This is a genomic window from Rhodococcus qingshengii JCM 15477 (genome assembly GCF_023221595.1).
GTDB classification, from domain to species: Bacteria; Actinomycetota; Actinomycetes; order Mycobacteriales; family Mycobacteriaceae; genus Rhodococcus_F; species Rhodococcus_F qingshengii.
The window spans coordinates 3,978,296-3,999,835 of record NZ_CP096563.1 but is presented as its reverse complement, the minus strand read 5'-3'; the positions used below and the strand labels follow the sequence as shown (position 1 = coordinate 3,999,835).

Below are 21,540 nucleotides of genomic sequence, written 5' to 3'. Positions count from 1 at the left end.
CGTAAGCTCGACACTCGTGCAGAAGGGACTATCGGTGGAACGTGCTCGACGCCTAGGAGTGATGGGTGGCACCTTCGACCCCATTCACCATGGCCACCTCGTTGCGGCCAGTGAGGTCGCCGACCGGTTCGGACTCGACGAAGTGATCTTCGTCCCCACCGGGCGGCCTTGGCAGAAGCAGGGGAAGGGCGTCAGTCCTGCCGAGGACCGGTACCTCATGACGGTCATCGCCACCGCCTCCAACCCGCGGTTTTCCGTCTCTCGGGTCGACGTCGACCGTGAAAAAGTGACGTACACCGTGGACACGCTGCGAGACCTCCGGGCCTACCACCCTGACGCCGAACTCTTCTTCATCACCGGTGCCGATGCGCTGGCCAGCATCCTTTCCTGGCAAGATTGGGAAGAGTTGTTCGCATTGGCGAAGTTCGTCGGGGTATCGCGACCGGGTTTCGATCTCAATGCAGAGCACCTGGCCGGTCACCTCGACACCATGCCCGCCGACGCGGTCACGTTGATAGAGATTCCGGCACTTGCCATTTCGTCGACCGAATGTCGGCGTCGGGCAAGTGAAGACCGCCCCGTCTGGTACCTGGTGCCGGACGGAGTGGTGCAGTACATCTCGAAGCGGAACCTGTATCGACCTGTCGACGCGGAGCGCCGCGACGGAGCTACAACGATGTCGGAGCCCGCACCGGGGAAGTCGGAAGCCGTCCCGGGCGCCGAATCGAGCTAGCCGAGCACAACAAGTACTTTCTGAAGACGAAACTGGAGAACATCGAGTGAGCGCAAACACCGAAGCCATCGACATGGCACGCATCGCGGCCTTGGCAGCCGACGAGAAGCTGGCCACCGAAGTGGTGGTGCTCGATGTGTCCGAACAGCTGGTCATCACGGACTGCTTCGTCATCGCATCTGCGACGAACGAGCGTCAGGTCAACTCGATTGTCGAGAACATCGAAGACCGTCTCCGCGAAGCGGGACACAAGCCGGTCCGCCGGGAAGGCACCCGCGAGGGCCGCTGGGCACTGCTCGACTACGCCGACATCGTCATCCACGTCCAGCATGACGAGGAGCGCAACTTCTACGCTCTCGATCGTCTGTGGAAGGACTGCCCGACGGTCGAGGTCGAAGGCCTCGGACAGAACCGTCCCGGCCCCGCCGACGCCAACACGGTGTTCGAGACCGACACGGTTTCCGAGCCGGACGCGCAGGATCCCTCGCTGTGACTTCGTCGGCGCCCAGTGCGGCGTCGAACCCTGTCCGCCGGCTCATCCTGCTGCGTCACGGACAGACCGAATACAACGCCGACTCTCGGATGCAGGGGCAACTCGACACCGACCTGTCGGAGTTGGGACGCACGCAGGCCAAGAGTGCAGGTCCGGTGATCGCCGATCGCAGGCCGTTGACGATCGTGTCCTCGGATCTGCGTCGGGCGTACTTCACGGCCGTCGCAGTCGGTGATGCCGCCGGACTTCCGGTCCTCACCGACACGCGTCTGCGCGAGACACACCTGGGGGAATGGCAGGGCCTGACTCATCATGACGTCGACGAGCGCACTCCCGGTGTGCGATCTGCGTGGCGAGCGGATGCCACGTTGGCGCCGCCCGGCGGCGAAAGCCGAATCGACGTCGCGAATCGCAGCCTCCCCGTAGTTCACGAATTGCTCGACACGCACCCGGACTGGGCCGAGCGGCCCGTGGTTCTGGTGGCGCACGGAGGCTTGATCGCGGCACTGACAGCGGCATTGCTCGACCTACCCATCGATCGCTGGGCCGTCCTCGGCGGATTGGGAAACACCAGTTGGGTGCAACTCAGTGGACATGGTGACGTCAAGTCGATCGAGTGGCGACTCGACGTATGGAATGCTTCTGCGAGTGTCGCAAATGACGTCCTCTGAAAGTGCCGACGGGCAGCGCCCCGTCCTCCTCGTACTCGCGGATTCGCTGTCGTATTTCGGCCCCAAAGGCGGCCTCGCGGCAGATCATCCACGCATCTGGCCCAACATCGTGGCCGACGAACTCGGCTGGGACGTCGAGTTGGTCGCCCGTATCGGATGGACGTGTCGCGACGCGTGGTGGGCACTGACTCAGGATCCTCGTGTGTGGGCGGCGGTGCCGCGGGCCGGCGCCGTCGTGTTCGCGGTCGGCGGGATGGACTCGCTGCCGTCCCCATTGCCTACCGCGCTCCGCGAGACCATCCGCTACGTTCGGCCACCCGCGCTTCGACGCGTGGTGCGCGAGGGTTATCAGTGGCTGCAGCCGCGGCTTGCACCTCTGGGCCGCCCGGTCGCACTTCCGCCCAAGCTGAGCGTCGAGTATCTGGAAAGCTCGCGAAATGCGTTGGAGTACATGCGACCCGAACTGCCGATGATCGCGACCCTGCCGTCGGTGCACCGCAGTGATGCCTACGCCAGCGTGCATGCCGGACGACCTGCCGCGGTGTCCGCGATCACCGAGTGGGCTACGGAGAAAGACGTTCCCGTAGTCGACCTTGCAGATGCAGTGCGTGACAACGTCTTTTCCGAGAACGGCAATCCTGACGGCATTCACTGGGGTTGGGACGGTCACCTCGGCGTAGCCCGCGCGATGATCGCTGCGATTCGCGGGGTCGAGGCGCAGAAAGTGGTTTCGCCGGAACTGGTAGCACCGCCGAGCGAAGTCGGGTAGCAGAATGCCGGTCGTCGTCGTCACGGATTCCTCCGCCTGCATCCCGCAGGAGTCGGCCGACGCATGTGGCATTCAGGTTGTTCCGCTCCACGTGCTCCGTGACGGCTGCGACTTGCGAGAGGGCGTCGACGCAATGCCGAGCGACCTGTCGGGAGTGACAACGGCCGGAGCGTCGCCCTCCGAGTTGTCCGAAGCGTATGCACGCGCCCTGGACATGAGCGACGGTGACGGCGTTCTCGCCGTTCACATTTCACGCCAACTGTCGGGAACGTGGGAAGCCGGACGAGTCGCGGCCCAGGAGTTCGGTGGCGCCGTCCGCATCGTCGATTCACAGTCCGCCGGTATGGGTTTGGGATATCCCGTCCTCGAAGCTGCACGCTTGGCCGAGAAGGGCGCTTCACTCGAAGAGGCGTACGGCCGGGCGGTCGACGTAGCGAGCCGTGGGCGCTGCTACATCGTCGTCGACAAACTTGATCAATTGCGTAGGGGGGGACGAATCGGAACCGCGGCCGCACTGCTGGGCACTGCATTGGCGATGAAACCGATTCTGCATCTGGTGGACGGCAAGCTCGTGCTCGGCGAGAAGACACGTACCACCACCAAAGCTCTTGCAAGGTTGGTGGATTCGGCAGTCGAACGCGCCGGTCTCGGTCGTGTGGCGATAGCCGTGCATCACATGCGCGCGCGAGAGCGTGCGGACGGGATAGCCGAACAGTTGGCCGAGCGCATTCCCGATGTAGCGGAATCCGTCGTCACCGACTTCAGTGCGGTTATCGGAGCGCACGTCGGTGTCGGCGCGATCGGTGTTGTGGTGTGCCCGTTGCCGGAGATCGACACGAGCGCCTGATCGCTTCTCCACAATCCGCGAGTTCTCCACAGATATAAATTGTTCGTCGTTGGCGGCGAGGTCTCTCGTTAGCGTCCAGTCATGAGGATCAGCGAGGAGCGCGAGCGGGCGCGTGATCGCCTCGCGGCGATGGACGGCAACTACCGGCGGCGACACGAGGACGTCGACGAATTCGAGGATTCAGGGTCTTTCGAGAGGTCCCCCGAGTGGCTTCGGGACTTCGACGAGGACGACTACGAAGCTCAGCCCGACTCGTCACGGTTCGACCGATTGCCCGAACATTGGCGCGGTACACGTTGGCGCCCGAGTCGGTCGGCGACCTGGGTGTTGGCGATCGTTGCAGTTCTGGCCACGGGAATCGGCTTGTTCGCCGTGTGGTGGGATTCTCCGAGCATGCAGGCGGTCCCACCGTTGCCCTCGCCCCAGAATGTCACGGAGAAGAATGTGACTGCCGGCGATGGTGAATCAGCCAGTCCTGTACCGACCGGCGTCGTGGCAGAGCATCCGCCCGAGGCTGTGGTGGTCAGTGTCGTCGGGCTCGTGCGCACGCCTGGGCTTGTCAATCTTCATTCGGGCTCGCGCATCGCCGACGCGCTTGCTGCGGCAGGTGGCGTGCTCGACGGAGCGGAGACGGTGGGCCTGAATCTGGCTCAGAAACTTGTCGACGGCGATCAGATCGTGGTTGGTGCGGCCGATCAGTCCGGTGGTGTTTCTTCGAGTACCACTGCAGGAGGGACCAGCCCCGCAGCTACGGGGGAATCCGGCGGGGCTGGGCTGGTGAACCTCAATACCGCCACCGAGGCCGAACTGGACGAGCTTCCCGGGGTAGGGCCGGTAACGGCTGCGGCGATCATCTCCTGGCGCACCTCCAACGGAAGATTCACGGACATAGAACAATTGGGGGAAGTCGACGGGATCGGCCCGGCAAGGTTGGCCAAATTGCGAGTGCTGGTGTCGGTGTGAACGAACCGGAAGCCTCGCCGGTCCTCGACGCTCGACTGCTTCTGTCGGCGGTCGCGGTGTGGGGGAGCAGTGCGGTGGGGATCCTGTTCGGCCCGGTCGCCGCGTGGGTACTGGCGGTGGCGTGTGCGGTTCCAGCGGCACTCCTCACTTACGTGGTTGTGCGCCGGACATCAGCGGGGTGGGTACGAATCATGTTGGTTGCATTGCTGTTCGGTGCCGGGTGTAGTGCCGCCGGCGGGTGGCGGGCGTCCGAGGCGGAGAGGCACCCACTGACCCGGGCTTCTCTCGAGGGAGCTTGGGTGAGTGTCGAAGTGGAACCCTCGGAGGATCCGCACGCGGTCTCCGGCGCGGTGGGTCAAGGTCAGGTCGTCTTCAGGGCAACCGTCAATTCGGTGACTGCCCAGAACCGCAGGTACTCCGGAGGCGGCTTGGTCACCATCCGGGCGCCCAGTTCGTCGTGGCTCGAAGTTGTTCCAGGGCAGAGCCTCACGGTTCGTGGCCGGGCGAGTCAGCCATGGCGTAGCGATTCCACGCTCGCCGTGATCACGTCCGAAGGGCCTCCCGTCGCGGTGGGAGAAGTGCCCTGGTATCAGCGATGGGCAAGTGTGGTGCGCATTCGTTTCGCCGCTGCGTGCTCGGCTGCACTCCCGCCGGATCAGGCGGGTCTGCTGCCTGGCCTCGTCGTCGGAGACACGTCGGCGTTGTCGCCGGTGGTGAAGGACAACTTCACCGTTGCCGGACTTTCCCATCTCACCGCGGTGTCCGGCGCCAACATCAGCATTCTGCTCGGGGCCGTTCTGCTGTTGGTCAGAGCCGCGGCGCTCAGTCCACGGGTCGGCGCCGCTTTGGCGGTGGTAGCCCTCGTTGCCTTTGTTGTCGTCGCGAGGCCGTCGCCGAGTGTTCTACGCGCGTCGGTGATGGGCCTGATCGGCCTGCTCAGTCTGGTCACCGGTCGTCGCAAACAGGCACTGCCTGCTCTTGCTGCCGCCGTCATCGTTCTGGTTGTCGTGATGCCCGAGCTGGCCGTCGACTGGGGGTTTGCGCTGTCGACTACTGCCACGGGCGCGCTGGTGATCATTGCTCCGGTGTGGGTGGACGTGCTTCGCCGAAGAGGCTGGCCCCGTTGGTTTTCGGAGATGACAGCTGTCTCGGGTGCTGCGTTTGTCGTGACTGCACCGTTGGTGGGCGCCATGGCGGGAACCTTCAGCGTGGTCACGATTGCCGCGAACATGGCGGTGGCGCCCGTGATCGGAATCATCACGGTGTTCGGTGCGGTGATTGCCTTGTGTGCGCTGATCTGTCCACCGATCGCGGTGTTCGTCGCGCCATTGGTGCGGCCGCCGATGGGGTGGCTGCTGTGCGTGTCCGAGCGGGCGGCGGCGCTTCCCGGAGCGTCGGTGGTAGTGCCGTCAGGACTCATCGGTGCCCTCGTCGTCGTGGGAGTCCTACTGGCCGCGGCCCTGACGCTGTGGAATCGGATTTCGAGATGGGTGCTCGGCGTTCTTGTTCTGGGAGTTGTTCTGGCCCTGATCTTTCAACACGTGTTCGGGGGTGGCCGTATTGCTCCGGGGTGGGCACTGGTGATGTGCGACGTCGGTCAGGGGGACGGTCTTGTGCTCTCGACTGGAGACGGCAGGGTGATCGTCATCGATGTCGGTCCTGATCCCACGTCGATGGATCGTTGTCTGAACATGTTGGACGTCAACGACATCGCGTTGCTGATGATCAGTCATTTTCATGCCGATCACATCGGTGGATTGGAAGCAGTCCTGAGTGGGCGTTCGGTCGCTGCGGTCGGAGTCGGGTCGATGTTGTTGCCGGAGTCAGGTTTTCGGACGGTAAAGGATGCCGCCGAGTCGCACGCCGTTCCGGTTGTCTCGTTGCGGGCAGGTATGGAGTTGACGTTGGGATCGGTGAACGTGGGGGTTCTCGGACCGTTGCTTCCGGCTCCCCGCGATACGGGGGACGGCGCGGACGCCGCGAACGATCAGTCGCTGGTGGTGATGGCGCACACGGGCGCGGGTCGAATTCTGTTGACGGGCGACGCCGAAGTTGCGGGGGAGGAGGCCATCCTCCGATCGGGTACGGATGTGAAGGCCGATGTGTTGAAGCTGCCCCATCACGGTTCTCGGACCACGTCGTCGGCATTTCTGGAAGCGGTGCGTCCGAGGTTGACGATGATCAGCGTCGGCGTCGGCAACAGTTTCGGGCACCCGAATGCGGAGGTTCTCGATGAACTGGCTTCATTGGGCGGGGCGGTGGTTCGGACCGACGTCGACGGCACCGTCGCTGTGTACGGCGGGGGCGGCGGGTCTGTGTCCATCGTGTCGGTTCCTCGTGGGACCATCTTCGGGTGAGTAATCCGTCTGGAGTCGATCCGCTGCATCTTGTTCTCGGGGACGACGAGTTCCTGATCGACCGCACGGTATCGCAGCTCATCAGAGCTGTCCGCGGTGACCGCGGCCAGGGTATTTCGGATCTCCCGGTGACCAAGATGCGTGCGGGCGACACCAATGCTCCCGAGTTGGCCGAGTTGCTCAGCCCTTCTCTTTTTGCCGAAGACCGTGTGATCGTCTTGGAATCGGCTGCAGAAGCAGGCAAAGATGCCGTAGCGCTTGTCCTGGAGGCTGCACGCGAGCCGGCAGAAGGTGTGGTTCTGATCGTCGTGCACTCGGGCGGCGGTCGCGCGAAAGCGTTGGCGCCGGCCCTCGAGAAGCTCGGCGCGACGGTTCACAACTGCGGAAAACTGAACAAGAGTCAGCTTGTCGACTTCGTCCGGGGTGAGTTTCGGACCGCAGACGTCAGGGTTGCGCCAGATGCGATCGCTGCGATGATCGAAAGCGTCGGCTCCAACCTCCGCGAACTAGCGTCGGCCTGCTCGCAATTGGCGGCAGATACGGGCGGCAAGATCGACGTCGATGCGGTCCACAAGTATTACTCGGGCAAGGCCGAGGTTTCCGGATTCGACGTGGCCGACAAAGTCATCGTCGGCGATACCCGGGGTGCGCTCGAGGCGCTCCGATGGGCAGATCAGATCGGAACAGCCCATGTTCTGCTCGCGGACGCCCTCGCTGACGCAGTCCACACCATCGCGAAGGTCGGCCCGTTTGCACGGGGCGGTGACCCGTTCCGGTTGGCGTCGGATCTCGGAATGCCGCCGTGGAAGGTCAAGAAGGCGATCAAGGAGGTCGGCGGCTGGGATCCCACGTCGATCGGCGCTGCGATGCAGATCGTCGCCGCCCTCAATGCCGACGTGAAGGGTGCCGCAGTCGACTCGTCCTTCGCCCTGGAGATGGCAGTGCGGAAAGTGTGCGCGTTGCGGAAGAACTGAGTACAACGTGGCCTACTGCGCGTCCGGCCAGAAGTAGTCCGACGACAGTGGCGGCCGTGGCCTCACCCGCCCGGTAGTCGAGGCGTTTCACGCAGGCTTGCTCCAACTGAGTATGCGGAATGGCCTGAGGCCGTGTCGTTGGTTCACCTGTTCTGATGTCGGTCACCCGTAGTGAGTCGTGCGACACCGGATTCACCACACTGCCGCAGACAATGGTTTCTTGGCCGATGCTGTCCACCGGCACCTTCACGGTGGTGAGTAGCGCTCGTCCAACGGCGAGAAACGCCAGAATCGCAACGAGTGAACACATCACGCCGAAGAAGATCCGGAATTCGCTACGTTGCCTGCGCTTACACCATCCGTAGCTTGCGGCACCTCCGACGACTGCAACCGTCAATGATTCCCACCAACGAGGGATTCCCAGGGCGGCCACTACGCCGAAAGCGACGACCGCCCAGAAGACAGTCGTGAACAACCAGCTGCGAGGGCGCTTCCCGTGCCCGTTGATCGCCATCATCAGATGGTTGCAGCCCGCTCCACATATTCGCTGCAAGACATGGATGGCGGGTCTTCGCACTGACCCGATTGAATACGCAAAATAGCCGCCTGGTCTTTCGACCTGGCGGCTATCGAGACGAACCAGTGTGACGGCGAACCGTCACAGTGGAAACGTCAGAGCTTGTTGGCAGCCTGCGAGAGTGCAGACTTCTTGTTGGCAGCCTGGTTGGCGTGAATGACGCCCTTGCTGGCTGCCTTGTCGAGCTTGCGGCTGGTGGAGACGAGGAGCTCGTTGGCCTTGTCCTTGTCACCGGCTGCCGCAGCCTCGCGGAATGAACGGATCGCGGTACGCAGCGAGGACTTCACCGACTGGTTACGGAGTCGGGCCGCCTCGTTGGTACGGATTCGCTTCACCTGGGACTTGATGTTGGCCACGCGTAAAATCCTTGTCGTCTTTAGCTGGTTACGGTCGAGAAAGCTGTGGGCGCACTGATGCACCGACTGGCAAGATTACCAGCCGAGGGCCCAAGAACCCAAACCGTCGCACGTTGCGTCTGTCGAGAAGGGTACACCGAGCGCCCGATTTCTCGCCGCGCTGCCGAATAGCCCCACTTGTAGCAGCATGTTGCCCTATGACGCCGCCGCCTTCGAAAAGTTCGAGTAAAACAGGTTCGACCACCACCCGAGCGCGTCCTGCCGCAGTGTTCGACGGATATTCAGACATCGGTCGCTACGAGTTGGCTTTCGACGAGATGTTCGAGCCCGACGGCTCGGTGCGTGGTCCGTACAAGGGTGTGTACAAAGCCCTGGCGCCGACGAGCAGCGCCGACCTCGCCGCGCGTGCCGACGCACTCGGACGCGCATTCATCGACCAGGGTGTGACGTTTTCGCTGTCCGGGCAGGAACGACCCTTCCCGTTGGATCTGGTGCCACGCGTCATCGCCGCCCAGGAGTGGTCGCGGCTGGAAAAGGGCATCAAACAGCGGGTGAAGGCGCTCGAGTTGTTTCTCGCGGACATCTACGGCGAGCAGCGAATCCTGCGCGATCACGTGTTGCCGCGCCGCCTGGTCACCTCGTGTGAGCACTTCCACCGTGAAGCGGCCGGCATCGTGCCGCCCAACGGTGTGCGAATTCACGTCGCGGGTATCGACCTGGTCCGAGACGAGGCGGGAGAGTTCCGAGTTCTCGAGGACAATCTGCGATCTCCGTCCGGTGTCTCCTATGTGATGGAAAACCGTCGCACCATGACTCGGGTGTTCCCGGATCTGTTCATGTCCCACAAGGTGCGGGCGGTCGGTGATTACGCAACACACCTGCTGAGGGCGCTGCGTGCGGGTGCTGCACTCAACGAAGCGGACCCGACAGTGGTTGTTCTCACACCGGGTATCGCCAATTCCGCCTATTTCGAGCATTCGTTGCTCGCTCGTCAGATGGGTGTGGAACTCGTCGAAGGTCGCGACCTGTTCTGCCGCGACAACATGGTGTACATGCGCACTACGGAAGGCGAGCGCCAGGTCGACGTCATCTATCGCCGCATCGACGACGAGTATCTCGACCCGATGCACTTCCGTCCGGATTCGATTCTCGGCGTCGCAGGCCTACTGAATGCGGCGCGGGCGGGCAACGTGGTGATCTCGAGCGCCGTCGGCAACGGAGTCGGTGACGACAAACTCGTCTATACCTACGTTCCGCAGATCATCGACTACTACCTCGGTGAGAAGCCGCTCTTGCAGAACGTCGACACGTTCCGCTGTTGGTTGGACGAGGAGTGCGAGCAAGTCCTCGACCGCGTCGCCGAACTGGTCATCAAGCCGGTGGAAGGTTCCGGCGGCTACGGAATCGTCTTCGGACCCGACGCGAGCCCCAAGGAACTGGCCGCGATCACCCGCAAGATCAAGGCAGACCCGCGCGGGTGGATTGCGCAGCCACTCGTGCAGTTGTCCACGGTGCCGACCAAGATCGACGATGTTCTCTCGCCGCGCCACGTGGACTTGCGGCCCTTTGCCGTCAACGACGGTGAGGACGTGTGGGTGTTGCCCGGCGGCCTGACCCGGGTGGCACTTCCGGAAGGTTCGCTGGTGGTCAACTCCAGCCAGGGCGGCGGAAGCAAGGACACGTGGGTGCTTGCGAGTCGCACCTCTGACGAAGACCCAGAGTTGTCAGGCGAGGAACTGGTGTCCGAGCCCCCGGAATCCGCGGAGCCGGTGCAGGGTCCCGAACTGAGCACCTCGCAGCAACAACAGCAGCAGCAACAGTGAACACCTCGGAAGTGCCCAGCTACCAAGAACTATCAGTGAACGGAGCGTGGTGACCGATGCTTGCTCGCAACGCAGAGTCCCTCTACTGGATCGGCCGCTACGTCGAGCGCGCCGACGACACTGCTCGGATCCTCGACGTCGCCGTCCATCAATTGCTCGACGACGCCACCGTCGACCCGGACCGAACGTCGCGTCTGCTCCTGCGTGTCCTCGGCATCGAGGCGCCGGAGGGCAAGCTCGACGTGCGCTCGCTCACCGATCTGGTTGCGTTCAGCCGCAACCAGGTTGGTTCGATCGTGGACTCGCTGGCAAGTGCTCGTGAGAATGCTCGCGGGGCGCGTGAGGTCACGTCGAGTGAGATGTGGGAGTGCCTGAACACCACGTACAACGGACTGGCCGAGCGTGAACGTGCCTCACGCAGGCTGGGGCCACACGAGTTCTTCCGCTATGTGGAGGAACGCGCAGCGATGTTCGCGGGCCTGGCGGATTCCACGCTCAGTCGCGACGACGGCTATCGGTTCCTTCTGCTGGGCAGGTCGATCGAACGTGTCGACATGATCGTGCGGATGCTTCTGGCGCGCGCCGGTGACCGCCCGTCGTCGCCGGCATGGGTCAGCGTTCTTCGCTCGGCGGGCGCACATGACACGTATCTGCGTACGTATCGCGGAGCACTCGACGCCAATCGCGTCGTCGAGTTCATCTTGTTGGACAGGCTCTTTCCGCGCTCGGTGTTCCACTCGATCAGGCAGGCCGAGAAGTGCCTGCAGGAGCTCGACCCGCAGCCGGGCAGTCGCGTCGGAATCCGGGCGGAGGCGCCGCGGCTTCTGGGCCGCGCACGCAGCGAACTCGAGTTCCTGCCGCAGGGCGTGTTGCTCGAAGATCTGCAAGGACGGTTGCTCGGTTGGCAGGAGACCTGTCGCGAACTGGGTGAGGCGATTGCATTGCAGTACTTCCACGCTGCGCCGTGGGTCGCGTGGACGGATGCCGGCGCCGCGTATGCGGAGTCGACGGTGGAGGGAGAGCTGTGAGCTGGCGAATGAGGGTCGTGCACACCACGGGATATGCGTACGACGCCCCGGTGACGTCGTCGTACAACGAAGCGCGATTGACACCTCGCGGCGACACCAGGCAGACGGTGATACTCACGCGCGTCGAAACCCAGCCGGCAACGCGTTCCTACCGATACACCGATTACTGGGGCACCGCGGTGACCGCCTTCGACTTGCACGCCCCGCATACGGAACTCGAAGTGACCGGACTGTCGGTGGTGGAGACCGAACCGTTCGTTCAGCCCGAGGAAACCGTCGACTGGGATGAATTGTCGGGAAACGCGATTAAAGATCGATTCAACGAACAACTGAGTTTCACGAGATATGTTCCGCGTGATCGTAAGCTGGCGACAATTGCCAAGGAATTGCGCAAAGATAAATCACCTGAAGATGCAGTAGTGGCTGCGTCGCAATGGGTTTACGGCGAAATGTCATATGTTCCCGGTACGACCGGAGTGCATACGTCGGCGGTGGAGGCCTGGTCGGCCAGGAAAGGTGTCTGCCAGGACTATGCGCATCTGACCTTGGTGTTGCTTCGAACGATGGGAATACCGTGTCGATACGTTTCCGGCTATCTCCACCCGAAACGTGATGCGGCAGTCGGGGACACGGTGGTCGGGGAATCGCACGCGTGGATCGAAGCGTGGACCGGCGCGTGGTGGGGATACGACCCGACCAATGCGATAGCTGTGAATGAACAGCATGTCTCGGTCGGAATAGGAAGGGACTATTCGGATGTGCCGCCTTTGAAGGGAATCTTTTCCGGTGGACGCTCCACAGATCTCGAAGTTGTTGTGGAGATCACCAGGCTTGCGTAAAGTCCGGCAAATCTAGGCGCGTGAGCATTACTACCGTTCGATGAGAAGAAGGTGGGAATATGTCTCCAACTGCACAGGAATTGACTGAGATCGAACCGATCTCGGATGTGAAGAAGTATGCGGCCGAAGCGGTGGGAACATTTGTGCTCGTGTTCTCCGCAGTCGGAACTGCCGTCTTTGCAGGTGCGAAAGTCGGCAATCTCGGAGTTGCCTTCGCATTCGGCCTGACCCTGCTGTTCCTCGTATATGCGATCGGACCGATTTCCGGTTGCCACGTCAACCCAGCCGTGACTCTCGGCCAATTCGTGATCGGGCGAATCTCAGCCGTCAATGCGGCGATTTACGTTGTCGCGCAAGTGATCGGCGGCTTGGTCGCAGGCGTCGTGATCTACACGGTGGCCAACAGTCTCCCGGCTTACAACCGTGCTGCTGACGGTTTGGGCGCAAACGGTTGGGGCGCACACAGTCCGTCTGCCGAGAAGAATCTTCTCGGAAACGTGGTTTCCGACGGCTACGGCATCGGTGCCGCCATGATCATCGAGATCCTGCTGACAGCACTGCTGGTATTCGTCGTTCTCGCGTCGACCGACCAGATCTCCGACGTGCCGCTCGCCGGGGTGTCCATCGGCTTCACCCTGGCCGTCATTCACCTGATCTCGATCCCGATCGACAACACCTCCGTCAACCCCGCTCGAAGCCTCGCTGTCGCACCGTTCCAGGACGGTGCACTCGGTCAGGTGTGGTTGTTCATCGTGTTCCCGCTCATCGGCGGTGCGCTCGGTGCACTCATCTATCGAGCACTCTTCGGACGGTTCAACCGTATGGACAGCTGATCGACACTGTTTCCATCGTCCGGGTCGGCTTCAGCTCCAGCTGAAGTCGGCCCGAAGTTTTGCCGCGACCGCGTCGAACTTCTTGTGATCCATGACGGCGCCCTCGCGCCGGATCCCGCTCTCGGGAACGTCGAGCACCCGGTCGAGCCGGACCCAGCTGGGCCTTCCCTCGCCGTCCCATGGACCCGAACCGATTGCGAGCCAATCGTGCTCACCCTCGCGTTTACTCTGCGAAGACAACATCAGGCCGAGCAGCGTGTCGCCGTCGCGGCCGACAACCAGCACCGGGCGGTCTTTGCCCTGGGTCGGATCCTCCTCGTAGGCAACCCAGGTCCAGACGATTTCGCCCGGATCGGCCTTGCCGTCGAGGTCGGGGGAGTACTCGACCTTGCGGGCGCGATGTGCGGTCGGAGACGTTCGCGCGGCGATCGGGCGGCCGGACGGACCCGGCTTCGAGGCAGACGACTGGGACGTGGACGACTGCAACTGGCGCAGCAACGCGGGCCCCTTCTCCACCGCGAGGGCGCCGAGGGTTCTGCCGATCTGCTTCCACATGCTTGCCATAGCGTTCGAGCATAATCACCCGCCCGTGGGAACCCCTGGTACGGCGGCGCCGAGACTTGGATATCCTGAGGGTTGACAGTGGCCCGGATCCGGGCCGGTGCCGGTCCGACTAAGGGGTCTCCCATCAGCAGCTTCGCCGACAAGACGTTCACGGATCCTGCGCAGATCCGGAACTTCTGCATCATCGCGCACATCGACCACGGTAAGTCGACGCTGGCAGATCGCATGCTTCAGCTCACCGGTGTGGTCGAAGAGCGGGCGATGCGTGCGCAGTACCTGGACCGCATGGACATCGAGCGTGAACGCGGCATCACCATCAAGGCTCAGAACGTTCGTCTGCCCTGGACCGTCGACGGCGAAGAGTTCGTCCTCCACCTCATCGACACTCCCGGCCACGTCGACTTCACGTACGAGGTCTCCCGTGCGCTCGAAGCATGCGAGGGCGCAATTCTGCTGGTCGATGCTGCTCAGGGCATCGAAGCTCAGACGCTGGCGAACCTCTACCTGGCGATGGAGAAGGATCTCAAGATCATTCCCGTCCTCAACAAGATCGACCTCCCGGCCGCGGATCCCGACCGCTATGCCGAAGAGATCGCGCACATCACGGGCTGCGAGCCCGGTGATGTCCTGCGCGTCTCGGGTAAGACCGGTATGGGCGTCAAGGAACTGCTCGACGAGGTGATCAAGCAGGTACCTGCGCCTGTCGGCGATGCTGACGGTCCCGCCCGCGCGATGATCTTCGACTCCGTCTACGACGCCTACCGCGGCGTGGTCACTTACGTGCGTGTGGTCGACGGTCGGATCCGTCCCCGCGAGAAGATCACGATGATGTCCACGGGCACTACACACGAACTGCTCGAGGTCGGCATCATTTCCCCCGAGCCGAAGGCCAGTATCGGTCTGGGCGTCGGCGAGGTGGGCTACCTCATCACCGGTGTGAAGGATGTCCGTCAGTCGCGCGTCGGTGACACCGTCACCACCACCCGCAACGGCGCGACCGAACCGCTGGTCGGCTACCGCGATCCCAAGCCGATGGTCTACTCGGGCCTCTACCCGATGGACGGCTCGGACTACCCCGTGCTGCGCGATGCCCTCGACAAGCTCCGTCTCAACGACGCGGCCCTGGCGTATGAACCCGAGACGTCGGTTGCCCTCGGATTCGGCTTCCGCTGCGGCTTCCTCGGCCTGCTCCACATGGAGATCACCCGCGACCGCCTCGAGCGTGAGTTCGGCCTCGAACTGATTTCCACCGCGCCCAACGTCGTCTACCGCGTCGTGATGGAGGACGGGGCCGAGGTCATCGTCACCAACCCGTCGTACTGGCCGGAAGGCAAGGTTCGCGAGGTCTACGAGCCCGTCGCCAAGTGCACCGTCATCGCCCCGAGTGAATACGTCGGCGCCATCATGGAGCTGTGCCAGTCCCGTCGCGGTGAGCTCGGCGGCATGGACTACCTCTCCGAGACTCGCGTCGAACTCCGCTACGAACTGCCTATGGGCGAGATCATGTTCGACTTCTTCGACGCCCTCAAGTCCCGCACCAAGGGTTATGCCAGCCTCGATTACGAGGAGGCAGGTGAGCAGCAGGCCGACCTGGTGAAGGTCGACATCCTGCTGCAGGGCGAGGCCGTCGACGCGTTCTCCTCGATCGTGCACCGTTCCAACGCCGGCGCTTACGGCGGACGCATGACGTCGAAGCTTCGTGAGCTGATTCCTCGCCAGCAGTTCGAGGTTCCGATCCAGGCCGCGATCGGCGCGAAGATCATCTCGCGCGAGAACATTCGCGCAATCCGCAAGGACGTTCTTGCCAAGTGCTACGGCGGCGACATCAGCCGTAAGCGCAAGCTGCTCGAGAAGCAGAAGGAAGGCAAGAAGCGCATGAAGACCATCGGTCGCGTCGAGGTGCCGCAGGAAGCATTCGTGGCGGCCCTGACGTCGGAATCGGTCGGCGAGAAGCCCAAGAAGTAGGAGCGCATGGTCACCACCTGGTTGTCCCGAGAGTTCGGAGTCGAAATCCCGGTTCTCGGGGCGCCCATGGGTGGTCGCGCGGGCGGCGCGCTCGCCGGAGCTGTATCGGCGGCCGGCGGGTTGGGTCTGCTTGGCGCGGCCCGGTACAACACACCGGAGTGGATCGAGGCCGAAGCCGAGGTGGCCCGCTCGATCGGCGGAAAGTTCGGCGTCGGCCTGATGACGTGGTCGCTGCCCGAGAACGAGTTGATGCTCGACGCCGCGATTGCCGTCGAGCCGACCATGATCACCTTGTCGTTCGGTGATCCCGCCTCGTATGTCGGACGAATCCACGATGCGGGCATTCCCGTTGTGTCACAGATCAATACGCTCGAAGACCTTCGCATTGTCGAGGCCGCGGGTGTCGACGGCGTGATCGCGCAAGGCGGTGAGGCAGGCGGTCACACGGGCCGAATCGGAACCTTGCCGCTGCTGCAGGAGATCCTCGAAACGACATCACTTCCAGTACTGGCGGCCGGCGGAATCGGGACCGGCCGCGGTTTGGCCGCAGTCCTGGCAGCCGGCGGGGAAGGCGTGATGATCGGAACGGCGCTGCTCGCCAGCCCGGAGACGGTCGGGCCGGACTATGCCCGCGACCGCGTCGTCGAAGCCGGAAGTGCCGACACGATTTACACCTCGGTGTTCGACCGAGCGCGCAGTCAACCGTGGCCGCAGCGGTGGGGTGGCCGCGCGGTGGCCAACGAGTTCACTGCCGCCTGGCACGGAGTCGACGCCGATGAGGAAATGCTGGCAAAGGCGTACGACCCGTCGGATCCCCACAGCGGAGTCGTCTACGCCGGAGAAGCTGTCGGACTCGTACACGGAACCCATCCGGCCGGCGACGTGGTTCGACGCATCGGCGCCGATGCGGAGCGTCTGCTCTCTCGTTTCGCCTGAAAGCAAGGTCGGACACAGCCGGATCCCATATGAGAAGGTAAGCCTCTGCTAACTAGTGGAGGAGTATTTTCGTGCGTGCGATGAAGTTTTCGGCGGTGGCTCTCTTGGGAGCGCTGGTCGTAGGTATCAGCGGATGTTCGTCCTCGGACGCCGACGAGATCGCGGGCGGTCGGGTCACCACGATCGACCACAAGTTCGGCGCCACCACGATCACCGGGACGCCGACGCGCATCGTCGCGGCCGACACCCAGTGGCTCGACGCTCTGCTCGAACTCGGAATCCAGCCGGTGGGGTACCTGGCTGCCGGCCCGATGGGCGACGAGCGTGGTCTGTTCCCGTGGGAGAGTGGCGTGGACGCGTCGGCGAAGGAACTCGATCGCTCGGCGATCCAGCAGTTCGGTGTCCCGCTCAAAGCTGAAGAAATTGCAGCCTTGGATCCCGATCTGATTCTCGGCGGGTTCTCCGTCGCCGATCAGGACGATTTCGACCAGTTGAGCAAGATCGCTCCGACAATTGCCGGTCTGTCCGACGTCCAGGTCGATCCGTGGCAGGACCAGGTGGAGATTCTCGGCCGGGTTCTCGACAAGGAGTCGCGAGCCGACGAGATCGTCGAGGCGACAAACGGGCAGATCGATGCGCTCGCACAGCGGTTGCCGGGGCTGAAGGGTAAGACCGCTCTTTTGTCGCAGTACGTCTTCCCGACGTCGCAGTTGGTGATCGTCGCTGATCCCAAGGACGGTGCTTCGGGACTGTTCACGCGTCTGGGAATGTCGTTGCCGCCCAAGCTGGTCGACGAGGCCGGTGTGACCGGTGGCCGGCTGATACTCAGCCCGGAACGGGTCGACGCTCTCAGCGCCGACGTCGTGGTGCTGCTGCCCAACGGCGGGTCGCTCGACGACATGATGAAGCTGCCGGGGTTTGCCGACCTGCCTGCAGTCAAGGGTGGCGGATTGGCCATCGTCGACTATCCGACTGTTGCCGGCCTGAACACTCCGTCGTCGCTGTCGCTGAAGTACTCGCTCGAATCGATCACGCCGCAGCTCGAAGCGGTGGCCGGCTAGACCTGCTGTGCGCCTTTATTAACCGCGGGCGGTTAATAAAGGCGCACAGCAGGGGGTCTAGGTCGCGTTGTGCGCGGGCTGGAAAGCTCCGGCTTCGGCAGCTTCCTCGGCGCGGATCACGTGGACCACGGCGTTGATCAGCGCCAGGTGTGTGAACGCCTGCGGGAAGTTACCCAGATGGCGACCGGTGTGCGCGTCGATCTCCTCCGCGTACAGCTTGAGCGGGCTCGCGAACCCGAGCAGACGCTCGCAGAGATGCTTTGCCCGATCCAGTTCGCCGATCTCGACGAGGGCGGAGACGAGCCAGAAGGAGCAGATGGTGAACGTGCCCTCTTCTCCGCTCAATCCGTCGTCGGTGGTGTCGACGCGATAGCGCAGGACCAACCCCTCTTCGGTGAGCTCGTCGGCGATCGCCAGCACCGTCGCCCGGATGCGCGGATCGTCGGCCGGCAGGAAGCGCAGCAGCGGTGCCAACAAGAGCGACGCGTCGAGTGAATCGTGGCCGTACCGCTGCGTCAGAACTCCGCGCGAGTCGACACCGTGCGCGAGGATGTCGGCCTTGATCTCGTCCGCGATGGCTGTCCATTGCTGTGCAAAGCTCTTCTCGCCCTGCATCTCTGCCAGCTTGGCGCCGCGATCGAGAGCGACCCAGCACATGATCTTCGACGACGTGAAGTGCTGCGGTTCACCGCGCACCTCCCAGATCCCGCGGTCGGGCTGGCGCCAATGCTTGATCGCTTCCTCGACCTGCTTCTTGAGCAGCGGCCACAACGCCTCGGGGACGCGCTCGCGGGTACGGATGTGGAGGTACACCGAGTCGAGCATGGTGCCCCAGATGTCGTGCTGCTGTTGATCGAACGCCCCGTTGCCGATACGCACCGGACGGGCGCCGTCGTAGCCGGACAGATGGTTGAGTTCGGATTCCTCGAGCGTGCGCTCGCCGCCGATGCCGTACATCACCTGCAAAGGATGCGGCTGACCGTTGTCCGAACTCGACACGTCGTAGATGAAGTTGAAGAAGTCGTTGGCCTCACGGTCCAACCCGAGCGTGTAGAGGCCCCACAGCGCGAAGGTGGAATCGCGAACCCACGCGTAGCGATAGTCCCAGTTGCGTTCTCCGCCTGGTGTTTCCGGTAGCGAGGTCGTCGAAGCCGCGAGTAGGGCTCCGGTCGGTGCGTAGGTGAGCCCCTTGAGTGTGAGCGCACTGCGCTGTAGGTATCCGCGCCACGGGTGATCGGGGAACTTGCCGATCGTCACCCACTCACGCCAGGACTTGGACGTCTGCCACATCTTGTCGGCGGCCTCGTCGAACGTCTGCGGCGCGGGAAGATCCGACCACGAGAGCGCGACGTACACGTTGTCGCCTTCGACCAGTCGCGTCCGCGCTCGTGCTTCACGACCTTCCAGACCCAGTCGTAGGTCGGTGGTCAAGCGCAGAGTGGGATGGTCTCCGGGCTTGGCGGAGCGACACGTTGCCGTTGCTTCCTCGTAGACCTTTCCGGTGTACTCCCAATTCGCCGTGCCACGGTGATAGTCGAACGCGGGCTCACAGCTCATCTCGAGTTCGACGGTGCCGCTGACGCATTTGACCGTACGGAGAAGGGTGTGTTCGGCATCCCAGTCGGTCGGTGTGCGCTTGTGCGTGTTCGATCGCTTGTCGACGTTGTGCCAGGGACCGAGAACCAGGGCGTCGCGGACGACGAGCCAGCCGGTCTCGGTCTGCCAGGTGGTCTCGAGAATGAGTCCACCCGGCAGATAGCGCCGAGCGGCCGGCACGTTCTGGCCGTAGGGGCCGATACGGAAATGGCCTGCGCTGCGGTCGAGGATGGCACCGAACACGCTGGGGGAGTCCGGGCGGGGAACGCACATCCACTCGACAGATCCGTTACGGGCAATCAGGCACGAGGTTTCGCAATCGGAAAGAAACGCATAGTCGTCGATCGGGGGAAAGTTGCTTCGATGGTGACCCGTGGAGGCGGGAGGAATCGTCTGCACCACTTCGTCGTCAGCACTCATTCGGCCATCATCCGGCCAGAATCGGCACACGTCCAATCCACACGCTGTCGGGACCGTATCGTCCGAAGGATAGGGTGTTGGCGTGGATCGGATTGCGGATTGGTGGGACAGCTTCGAGCTGTGGATGGCGGGGCTCCCGTTCATCCCGCAGGTCGCGTTGGTCCTGATCGTCGTCGTTCCGCTGTGCCGCCTGGTGGCCATCGGTCTGGATCGCGTGTTGGCCGCCGTTCTCGCTCTGCCGCTCTTCGGCTGGTTGCGTAGGAATTCTCGAGAAGTAGAGGAAAGCTGATGCCCCGCTCACGGGTCACTCTCGCCCTGATAGCCCTGATTCTCCTCGTGATCGTCGCGTGGCTTCTCACCCGTTAGTTCTCCCGATTAGAGCGGGCGCCGGTGCTCTGCTAAAGTCCACCGCGTGTCCGAAGCAACAGCTCCCGTAATCCGCCACCAGTTGGCGTTGATTGCTGTCGGCATGCTCGACGTCGCTGACGTCGCCTGTTGTTGATTTCCTGAGTTCGACCTCTCCGGTGGTGCTGCGCACCCCACTCGAACTTCTCTGCGCGTAACTCGCGCCCCCGATTCAGGGCTCATCGCCCGTCGGCTCTCCATGTCTGAACATCCCGATGGAATCAGCCCCAGAGGTCTCGGACTTGTCGTTTGACCAACCCTCGTTTGTCAGTCCTTTCAGGAAGGTATCTGCAATGAAACGCCGTTCCCGCACACTTCTCACTGCTATCGCGACCATGGGGGCCGTGGTACTCACAGCGTGCAGTGGTGGCTCGAGCGACACCGTGGGTGGTGACAGCGCCGCCAGCGACGGTAGCGCCGGCACGATCAACCTGTTCGCCTACGCCGTGCCGAAGCCTGGCTTCGACAAGCTCACCGCAGCCTTCCAGGCGACCGACGAGGGCAAGAACGTCAACTTCAATCCTTCCTACGGCGCCTCGGGCGACCAGTCGCGCAAGGTGAAGGACGGTGCCGAGGCAGACTTCGTCAACTTCTCCGTCGAGCCCGACATCACCCGTCTGGTCGATGCCGGTCTGGTAGATCAGAACTGGAACCAGGACGCCTACAACGGAATTCCGTTCGGATCGGTAGTCACCATCGTGACGCGTCCGGGCAACCCGAAGGGCATCAAGGACTGGGACGACCTGCTTCAGCCCGGCCTCGAGGTCGTCACGCCGAACCCGTTCAGCTCCGGCTCGGCCAAGTGGAACCTCTTGGCGCCGTACGCCGCCAAGAGCGACGGTGGCAAGAACCCGCAGGCGGGTCTCGACTACGTCACCGCCTTGGTCAACGACCACGTCAAGATCCAGCCCAAGTCGGGACGCGAGGCTTCGGAAGCCTTCCTGCAGGGTAGCGGTGACGTTCTGATCAGTTACGAGAACGAGGCACTGTTCATCGAAGGCAACGGCGACCCGGTCGAGCACGTCACCCCGCCCACGACCTTCAAGATCGAGAACCCCGTTGCCGTGATCTCGAACAGCAAGGTCCTCGACAAGGCGACCGCGTTCAAGGACTACCTGTACACGACCGAGGGTCAGACGCTCTGGGCCGAAGCAGGATTCCGTCCCGTGGATCCCGCCGTCGCTGCCAAGTTCACCGACAAGTTCCCCGAGCCGACCAAGCTGTGGACCATTGCAGACCTCGGCGGCTGGAAGGCCGTGGACAGTGCTCTGTTCACCAAGGACACCGGTTCGATCGCAGTGATCTACGACAACGCGACCAAGTAAGACTG

21 protein-coding genes are annotated in these 21,540 nt (G+C 63.2%); 18 read left to right on the top strand and 3 right to left on the bottom strand.

Annotated elements, in window-relative coordinates:
* Nucleotides 1-16: 16 nt before the first annotated feature.
* From nadD to holA, 8 genes are all read left to right on the top strand, one after another.
* Nucleotides 17-733, top strand: a complete 717-nt coding sequence (gene nadD, locus M0639_RS18200) for a nicotinate-nucleotide adenylyltransferase (protein ID WP_003944462.1) — start codon at nucleotides 17-19, stop codon at nucleotides 731-733.
* A 46-nt stretch (nucleotides 734-779) separates the two neighbouring features.
* Nucleotides 780-1,226, top strand: coding sequence for a ribosome silencing factor (gene rsfS / locus M0639_RS18195; protein WP_064074807.1), 447 nt, complete (start codon nucleotides 780-782; stop codon nucleotides 1,224-1,226).
* A complete protein-coding gene (locus M0639_RS18190) occupies nucleotides 1,223-1,897 on the top strand; it encodes a histidine phosphatase family protein (RefSeq protein WP_058039398.1) in 675 nt (224 codons plus the stop codon). Before rsfS ends, M0639_RS18190 begins: the two co-directional genes overlap by 4 nt.
* Nucleotides 1,884-2,666 (top strand): diglucosylglycerate octanoyltransferase, encoded by a 783-nt coding sequence (gene octT / locus M0639_RS18185; RefSeq protein WP_042924057.1) that lies wholly within the window; start codon nucleotides 1,884-1,886, stop codon nucleotides 2,664-2,666. The genes M0639_RS18190 and octT overlap by 14 nt, the downstream gene beginning before the upstream one ends.
* A 4-nt stretch (nucleotides 2,667-2,670) precedes the next feature.
* Nucleotides 2,671-3,513 (top strand): DegV family protein, encoded by an 843-nt coding sequence (locus tag M0639_RS18180; protein WP_058039399.1) that lies wholly within the window; start codon nucleotides 2,671-2,673, stop codon nucleotides 3,511-3,513.
* A gap of 81 nt (nucleotides 3,514-3,594) precedes the next feature.
* Nucleotides 3,595-4,476, top strand: a complete 882-nt coding sequence (locus M0639_RS18175) for a ComEA family DNA-binding protein (protein ID WP_064074806.1) — start codon at nucleotides 3,595-3,597, stop codon at nucleotides 4,474-4,476.
* A complete protein-coding gene (locus M0639_RS18170) occupies nucleotides 4,473-6,833 on the top strand; it encodes a ComEC/Rec2 family competence protein (RefSeq protein WP_064074805.1) in 2,361 nt (786 codons plus the stop codon). The genes M0639_RS18175 and M0639_RS18170 overlap by 4 nt, the downstream gene beginning before the upstream one ends.
* On the top strand, nucleotides 6,830-7,807 hold the full coding sequence (gene holA, locus M0639_RS18165; RefSeq protein WP_003944476.1) for a DNA polymerase III subunit delta: 978 nt from the start codon (nucleotides 6,830-6,832) through the stop codon (nucleotides 7,805-7,807). Before M0639_RS18170 ends, holA begins: the two co-directional genes overlap by 4 nt.
* Nucleotides 7,808-8,479: 672 nt before the next feature.
* Here the strand turns inward: holA and rpsT are convergent.
* Nucleotides 8,480-8,740 carry a 30S ribosomal protein S20 gene (gene rpsT / locus M0639_RS18160; protein ID WP_003944567.1) on the bottom strand — a complete coding sequence of 87 codons (261 nt, stop codon included), beginning with the start codon at nucleotides 8,738-8,740 and terminating at the stop codon, nucleotides 8,480-8,482.
* Nucleotides 8,741-8,937: 197 nt separating this feature from the next.
* Between rpsT and M0639_RS18155 the strand changes: the two genes are divergently transcribed.
* The 4 genes from M0639_RS18155 to M0639_RS18140 are packed head-to-tail and all read left to right on the top strand — an operon-like array spanning nucleotide 8,938 to nucleotide 13,263.
* Nucleotides 8,938-10,563 (top strand): circularly permuted type 2 ATP-grasp protein, encoded by a 1,626-nt coding sequence (locus tag M0639_RS18155; protein WP_003944471.1) that lies wholly within the window; start codon nucleotides 8,938-8,940, stop codon nucleotides 10,561-10,563.
* 56 nt (nucleotides 10,564-10,619) lie between these two features.
* Nucleotides 10,620-11,591: an alpha-E domain-containing protein gene (locus M0639_RS18150; protein WP_003944483.1), complete on the top strand. Its 972-nt coding sequence runs from the start codon at nucleotides 10,620-10,622 to the stop codon at nucleotides 11,589-11,591.
* 8 nt (nucleotides 11,592-11,599) lie between these two features.
* Nucleotides 11,600-12,430, top strand: a complete 831-nt coding sequence (locus M0639_RS18145) for a transglutaminase family protein (protein WP_007731033.1) — start codon at nucleotides 11,600-11,602, stop codon at nucleotides 12,428-12,430.
* 59 nt (nucleotides 12,431-12,489) lie between these two features.
* Nucleotides 12,490-13,263 carry an aquaporin gene (locus tag M0639_RS18140; protein ID WP_003944482.1) on the top strand — a complete coding sequence of 258 codons (774 nt, stop codon included), beginning with the start codon at nucleotides 12,490-12,492 and terminating at the stop codon, nucleotides 13,261-13,263.
* Between the two features lie 30 nt (nucleotides 13,264-13,293).
* Here the strand turns inward: M0639_RS18140 and M0639_RS18135 are convergent, their stop codons facing one another.
* Nucleotides 13,294-13,827: a type II toxin-antitoxin system PemK/MazF family toxin gene (locus M0639_RS18135; protein ID WP_064074804.1), complete on the bottom strand. Its 534-nt coding sequence runs from the start codon at nucleotides 13,825-13,827 to the stop codon at nucleotides 13,294-13,296.
* A 72-nt stretch (nucleotides 13,828-13,899) separates the two neighbouring features.
* On the opposite strand from M0639_RS18135, the gene lepA reads away from it, so the two are divergent.
* The 3 genes from lepA to M0639_RS18120 all read left to right on the top strand — a co-directional run bounded on the left by lepA (nucleotide 13,900) and on the right by M0639_RS18120 (nucleotide 17,789).
* A complete protein-coding gene (lepA, locus tag M0639_RS18130) occupies nucleotides 13,900-15,792 on the top strand; it encodes a translation elongation factor 4 (protein ID WP_003944564.1) in 1,893 nt (630 codons plus the stop codon).
* Between the two features lie 6 nt (nucleotides 15,793-15,798).
* The gene (locus M0639_RS18125) at nucleotides 15,799-16,728 is read left to right on the top strand and encodes an NAD(P)H-dependent flavin oxidoreductase (protein ID WP_208721920.1); all 930 of its coding nucleotides are present in this window, start codon (nucleotides 15,799-15,801) and stop codon (nucleotides 16,726-16,728) included.
* A gap of 80 nt (nucleotides 16,729-16,808) precedes the next feature.
* Nucleotides 16,809-17,789, top strand: coding sequence for an ABC transporter substrate-binding protein (locus M0639_RS18120; RefSeq protein WP_207624322.1), 981 nt, complete (start codon nucleotides 16,809-16,811; stop codon nucleotides 17,787-17,789).
* Nucleotides 17,790-17,846: 57 nt separating this feature from the next.
* Here M0639_RS18120 and M0639_RS18115 read toward each other — a convergent pair whose 3' ends face one another.
* Nucleotides 17,847-19,805, bottom strand: a complete 1,959-nt coding sequence (locus M0639_RS18115) for a glycoside hydrolase family 15 protein (protein WP_003944557.1) — start codon at nucleotides 19,803-19,805, stop codon at nucleotides 17,847-17,849.
* An 82-nt stretch (nucleotides 19,806-19,887) separates the two neighbouring features.
* Between M0639_RS18115 and M0639_RS18110 the strand changes: the two genes are divergently transcribed.
* The 3 genes from M0639_RS18110 to M0639_RS18105 all read left to right on the top strand — a co-directional run bounded on the left by M0639_RS18110 (nucleotide 19,888) and on the right by M0639_RS18105 (nucleotide 21,535).
* Nucleotides 19,888-20,094, top strand: coding sequence for a hypothetical protein (locus M0639_RS18110; RefSeq protein ID WP_007731042.1), 207 nt, complete (start codon nucleotides 19,888-19,890; stop codon nucleotides 20,092-20,094).
* A gap of 123 nt (nucleotides 20,095-20,217) precedes the next feature.
* Entirely contained in the window at nucleotides 20,218-20,307 is a 90-nt protein-coding gene (locus M0639_RS35080; protein ID WP_309599318.1) for an Ms4533A family Cys-rich leader peptide, read from the top strand.
* A gap of 196 nt (nucleotides 20,308-20,503) precedes the next feature.
* The gene (locus tag M0639_RS18105) at nucleotides 20,504-21,535 is read left to right on the top strand and encodes a sulfate ABC transporter substrate-binding protein (RefSeq protein WP_003944569.1); all 1,032 of its coding nucleotides are present in this window, start codon (nucleotides 20,504-20,506) and stop codon (nucleotides 21,533-21,535) included.
* Nucleotides 21,536-21,540 lie beyond the last annotated feature (5 nt).